General features: G+C 71.5%; 1 protein-coding gene. It reads left to right on the forward strand.

Translation table 11 applies throughout. From position 1 onward, the window contains the following. Positions 1-6,168 (forward strand): SDR family NAD(P)-dependent oxidoreductase (locus AC08ON_RS04390; protein WP_476616509.1); only part of this gene is annotated, 6,168 nt, incomplete at both ends.

Genomic DNA, 6,168 nt, shown 5'->3' on the forward strand with positions numbered 1-6,168 from the left:
TGCTGCTGGAGCCGCGCTGGCAGACCGTCCCGGCCGAGCGGACCACTTCCGCTCGATCGCGGCACGTTCTCGTGATCGGCGGCGCGCCGGTGTCCGGGTTCAACCACTTCGTCCCGATGGGCGGCGACTACGCTGTGGAAATCTCCCGGCGCGGCGCCGGACTCGACAGCGTCGTGCTTCAGCTCTCCGTCGTCGCATCGGTCGCCGATCAGGCCGCCTCACTGGTCTGCGCTGTCGCGTCAGCCCTTGCTGCCATCCCCGCGGACGCGACCGGCGAGCCGCGCCTGCTGCTCGTGCGGCCCGAGCGTGGGGACGGCTCGTTCGCGGCGGTCGGTGCCGGGCTGGGAGCGATGTGCGCGACGATCTCCGCCGAGTTCCCGCGCCTGTGCTGCCGCGTGCTCGACGCCGCCCAGTTCGACGCGGCCGTTCTGGAGCGCGAGCTGGCGGACACGACGACGTGCGGCGAGGTCCGCATCCGCGGCGGCATCAGGGAACACATGATGCTCACGGAGGCGGCCACGTCCTCGATCGACGGCCTGGTCGAGCCGGTGTTGCGCCCCGGCGGACGCTACCTGATCAGTGGCGGCAGCGGGGGAGTGGCCCGTGCCCTCACCGAGCACCTGCTTGGCGCAGGGCTGGCGGGCGAGATCATCCTCGTCTCACGTTCCGTGCCGTCCTCGCTGCCTGACGGGATCTCGGTCCGATTCGTGCAGGCCGACGTCACAGACGCTCCCGAACTCGGCCGAGCGCTGGATGCCGCGGCAGTGGACGTCGCAGGGCTCGACGCTGTGCTGCACTGCGCAGGGGCCACCCGCGACGCGCTCTTCTTCAACCAGCGGCCGTCGGACATCGCCGAGGTCCTCGCCCCGAAGGTACGCGGGGTCACCGCACTGGACGGGGTGCTGACGGCCCGCGGCTTCCGTGGAGCGCTGCTGCTGTTCTCCTCCACGTCCGCCGTGCTACCCAATGCCGGCCAGTCGGCGTACGCCTTCGCCAACGCCTACCTTGACCGATTCGCGGAGTGGCGCTCGGATCGCGCCGACGGAGCCGGGCGCACCGTTTCGATCAACTGGCCCTGGTGGCGGGATGGCAGCATGCGCATGCCACAGGACAAGCTGGATCGCGCGCGTCAGACCATCGGCACCACACCGCTGCCCACAGCAGCGGCCGTCGACGGGATGCGGCAGGTGCTTGCGCGCCGTGGCGCCAGCAGAGCCGTCGTGCTCTACGGAGACGTCGAGCGCATTCGTGCGAGCCTGGTCGCGCCTGCTCCGGCGCCCGTGCCTGCTCCGGCGCGGGCGCTCGTCTCCGCCCCCACGGAGGACGGCTTCGCCGTCGCCGTCATCGGTCTGGCCGGTCAGTATCCACGGGCCCGGGATATCGCTGAGTTCTGGGACAATCTCACGGCCGGGCTGGACTGCATCACCGAGATCCCGGCCGACCGTTGGAACTCCGCCGACTACTTCGACCCGCGCAAGCCGCTGCCTGGCCGCAGCTACGGCAAGTGGGGCGGCTTCCTTGACGGCGTGGACCTGTTCGACCGCGCGTTCTTCGGCATCTCGCGCCGCGAGGCGGAGCGGATGGACCCCCAGGAACGGTTGTTCCTCACCACTTGCTGGCAGGCTATCGAGGACGCGGGCTACTCGCCCGACGAGCTGGCCGGTCGGCCGGTCGGCGTGTTCGTCGGCGTGATGTGGAACCACTATCAGCTGGTCACCAGCGAGGGGCCGACCCGCGCGGCGCCGACCGCGATGCACGCGGCGGTCGCGAACCGGGTCTCCTGGACGCTGGACCTGCGCGGCCCGAGCATGGCGGTGGACACGGCGTGCTCCTCCTCGCTCACGAGCCTGCACGTGGCCATGGAGAGCCTGCGCAGCGGGGAGAGTGCGCTCGCGCTGGCGGGCGGCGTCAACCTCACGCTGCACCCGCAGAAGTACCTCCAGCTGTCGGAAGGCCAGTTCCTGTCCACCGATGGCCGCTGCCGCAGCATGGGCGCGGGCGGCGACGGCTACGTGCCGGGGGAGGGCGTCGGGGCCGTTCTTCTCAAGCCGTTGCGACAGGCCCTCGACGACGGCGACCACATCCATGGTGTACTTCGTGCCGGCGTGCTGAACCACACTGGCCGCACCGCGGGATTCACCGTGCCGACGCCGGCTGCGCAGAGCGCTGTCATCCGTGACGCCATCGACCGGGCCGGATGGGAGCCGGGCAGCGTCGGCTACATCGAGGCGCACGGCACCGGCACCGCGCTCGGCGACCCGATCGAATCCGAGTCGATCGCGCGTGCCCTCGCCCCGACCGGCGGCTGCGTCGTCGGGTCGGTCAAGTCCAACATCGGGCATCTTGAGAGCGCGGCCGGAATCGCGGGGCTGACGAAGGTGCTCCTTCAGCTTCGGCACCGGACGCTCGTCCCCTCGCTGCACGCAGCCGAGCTCAACACGGAGCTGCGCTGGGACCGCGCCGTGTTCCGCGTGCCGTTGACCACGATGCCCTGGCCGGAGCCAGCGCCGGGCGCGCTGCGACGGGCCGGCGTCAGCGCGTTCGGTGCGGGCGGGGCCAATGCGCATGTGCTCGTGGAGGAGGCGCCCGCCGAACTGCAGCGGACCGCGATGTCCAGCGGCCCGTACGTCTTCCCGTTCTCCGCTCGCGACGAGAAGGCGTTGCTCGACACCGTGCGGGCGCACCTGGCGTTCGTCGAGGACCGCCCCGAGCGGATGAGGTACCTGACCAAGCTGGTCGCCGCCGCGTTGAGCGTGAGCGAGGACCAGATCGACCTCGCCGAGTCCTTCGCCGATCTCGGTCTCGACGCGGCCATGCTCCGCCGACTCGCCGACGAGCTCGGGACCGTGGCGGGCCTCGGTCCCGACTCGAGTATCGCGTCGGTCTGCGACACAGCGTCGGTCTGCGACCCAGTCGGATCCGGGTCGGACACGACCTTTCTCGCCGACGTCGCCCACACCCTCCAGCGCGGCCGACGAGCCATGCTCGTGCGCGCGGCCGTTGTGGCGGCCACCATGGAGGAGTACCGCGACGCTCTCAGGGATCTGCTGGCAGGAAGGCCGAGCGTGTCATCCCGATCTTCGGATGGCGTCGCGGAGCACGCCGAGCTCGCGCGGAAGTGGGTCGACGGTGCCGACGTGGACTGGCCGACGCTGCCCGGCGCCCGCAGGATCTCGCTGCCGACGTACCCGTTCCGCGGCGAGCGGTGCTGGGTCGGCGGCTGGGAGCGACGGCAGGCTGTGCAACGCGTCGAACCGCCCGTGCCTGCGGCGGTGCCGGCGTCGCCCGTACCGGCCGAGCCGTTCCGCGACACCGCCGAGCCGTTCCGCGACACCGAGGACCTGAGCGTCCAGATCCTCGATCACGGCATCGCGGTCGTCACGATGCACGACCGTTCGTGCTCGAACATGTTCAGCCAGGAGCTGACCAGTGCTCTGATCTCGGCCTTCGCCGACATCGATGCCCGCGACGAGGTGAACGTCGTCGTGCTCACCGCGCGTGGCCCGGCGTTCAGCATGGGCGCGACGCAGGACGCCCTGCTTGCGCTCTCACAGGGGCAGACCAGGTTCACCGACGTGCCCTTCATGTACGAGGGCCTGCTGCGCTTCGGCAAGCCCGTCGTCGCCGCGATCCAGGGCCACGCCTCGGGCGGCGGGCTGGTGTTCGGGCTGTGGGCCGACATCGTCGTGATGTCCCGCGAGGGCCTGTACAGCGCGAACTTCACCGGGTACGGGTTCACGCCGGGCCTGGGCGCGACGTACATCCTCGAGCGGCGGTTCGGGCGGACGCTTGCCGCAGAGCTCTTCTACACCGCGCGCGGGCTCAGCGGGGGAGAGTTGGAACGGCGCGGTGCGGCGGTGCGGTTCGCGGATCCGCAGGACGTGCTCGCCGACGCGATGACCGTCGCCGCGGCCATCGCGCAGTCGGCACCGGAGGCCGTACGCGCGCTCAAGCGTGACCTGTCCGACCGCGTGCTCGGCGAGCTGCCCGACATCCTCGCACGCGAAAGCCGGATGCACGTCCAGGTCCTGGGCGAGGGATCGGCGCGCCGGGTGCGAGAGCACTTCGAGCGGATCCAGGCGGTTCGACCCGCCACACAGCCCCCCGAACCCGCACCGGCTGCTCCCCGCGACGGCCTGGACCCCGCGACGGTTGCCGCGGCCATCACTGCGGCGCTTGGCGAGATCCTCTATCTCGACCCGTCCGAGATAGACGTGCACCAGAGCTTCACCGACCTGGGAATCGACTCCCTCGGCGCCGTCGAACTCGCCAGGGTGGTGAACGGCCGGTTCGGGCTGGCACTGGACTCCGTCGTCGCGTACGACCATCCGAATGTCAGTGCACTGACCGTGCACGTGTGCGACGAGCACGAACGGACGGCGGGCCTTGTCGAGGCCGTACGTCACGCACCGGCGCCCGCCCCGCCCGCCGCGCCGGCGATCGCACCCTTCGCCGTGTCCGCCCGAGCGCTCGCGGCTGTTTCCAGCTCGGGCCAGGGCCGCGTGGCACTGCGCGCGGTCCCTGAAGGCGCCACGCCTCCGACTCCCCAGCCCGTCGATCCCGATGCGATCGCCGTGATCGGCATGGCTGGGCAGTTCCCCGACGCACCGGACCTGGCCACGTTCTGGGCCAACCTCGCCGCCGGGCGCAGCTCCGTGCGCGAGGTGCCGTGCGAGCGCTGGGACGTGGACGCCGTCTTCGACCCGGACCGACGCGCCGCCGGCCGCACGTACAGCCGGTGGGCGGCGATGCTCGACGACGTCGAGTCCTTCGACCCGGCGGTGTTCCAGCTCTCCCCGCTGGAGGCCGACTCGATGGATCCGCAGCAGCGGCTGTTCCTGCAAACCGCCTACCACTGCCTCGAGGACGCCGGATACGCGCGGCGCGGGTCCGGTCCCCGGCCCTGGGGCGTCTTCGTGGGCTGTGCCGCGGGCGACTACCCCGACGTGCTCGATGCGGCCGGGTGGTCCTCGGTTGGTGCGCACGCGTTCCTCGGCAACGCGGCCTCGGTTCTGCCCGCGCGCATCGCCTACCTCATGGACTTCACCGGTCCGACGCTCGCCGGCGACACCGCCTGCTCGTCCTCACTCGTCGCCGTGCACTTCGCGTGCGAGGCAATCCGGCGCGGCGACTGCGAGGCCGCCCTCGCGGGCGGGGTAGCCGTGATGACGACGCCGCGCATGCAGGTGATGACCAGCCAGACCGGCATGCTCTCTCCCACCGGGCGTTCGGCGCCGTTCGACGCGTCGGCGGACGGGATCGTGCTGGGCGAGGCCGTCGGCGCGATCCTGCTCAAGCCGCTCCGCCGCGCCCTCGCCGACGGGGACACCGTGCACGGTGTGATCCTCGGCTCCGGCATCAACGGCGACGGCCGCACCAACGGTCTGACCGCGCCCAGCGCCCTCTCCCAGGAACGACTGCTGCGCCAGGTACACGAGCACGCGGGCATTGACAAGACGCGTGACCTCGGCTGTATGGAGGCGCACGGCACCGGCACCCGCCTGGGCGACCCCATCGAGGTCAAGGCCCTGGCAGCGGTGCTCGGCGGTGCACGGCCGGACGGAGCGCCCTGCTACCTGGGTTCGGTCAAGGGGAACATCGGCCACACCACGACGGCGGCGGGCATCGCGAGCGTCATCAAGGTGCTGCTGGCGCTGCGTCACCGCCGGATCCCGCCAAGCATCAACTTCACGCGGCTGAACCCGGAGATCACCGGTGAAATCGCGCCGCTTGAGGTCGCCTTGAAGCTCGTCGACTGGGCGCCGGACCAGGTCACCGGCCGCAGGATCGCGGCGGTCAGCGGATTCGGCTTCAGCGGGACCAACGCGCACCTCCTGATCGGCGAGGCGGTCGTGTCGGCCACGGACGGCCCGCGACCCGCCGCGCAGAGCACCCAGGAGGAAGCCGTGTACCTGGTACCCGTGTCCGCGGTGAACCGGGCCGCACTCTCCCGCACGGCGGACGCGCTCGCCCGCGGGCTGGAGGCGGAACGGCCCGCGCTCGCGGACGTGGCCTACACGCTGAACGCGGGCCGGACCCACTTCCCCGTGCGGGCGGCAGTCGTCGCGGCGAGCCTCGACGAGCTGATCTCCGGACTTCACGCGCTTGCCGGCGGCCAGATCCCGCCTGCCGCCAGGACCAGCGAAACCGCCGGGTCCCTGGAAGCGG

This window comes from Frankia sp. CoWAU3 (assembly GCF_977971855.1).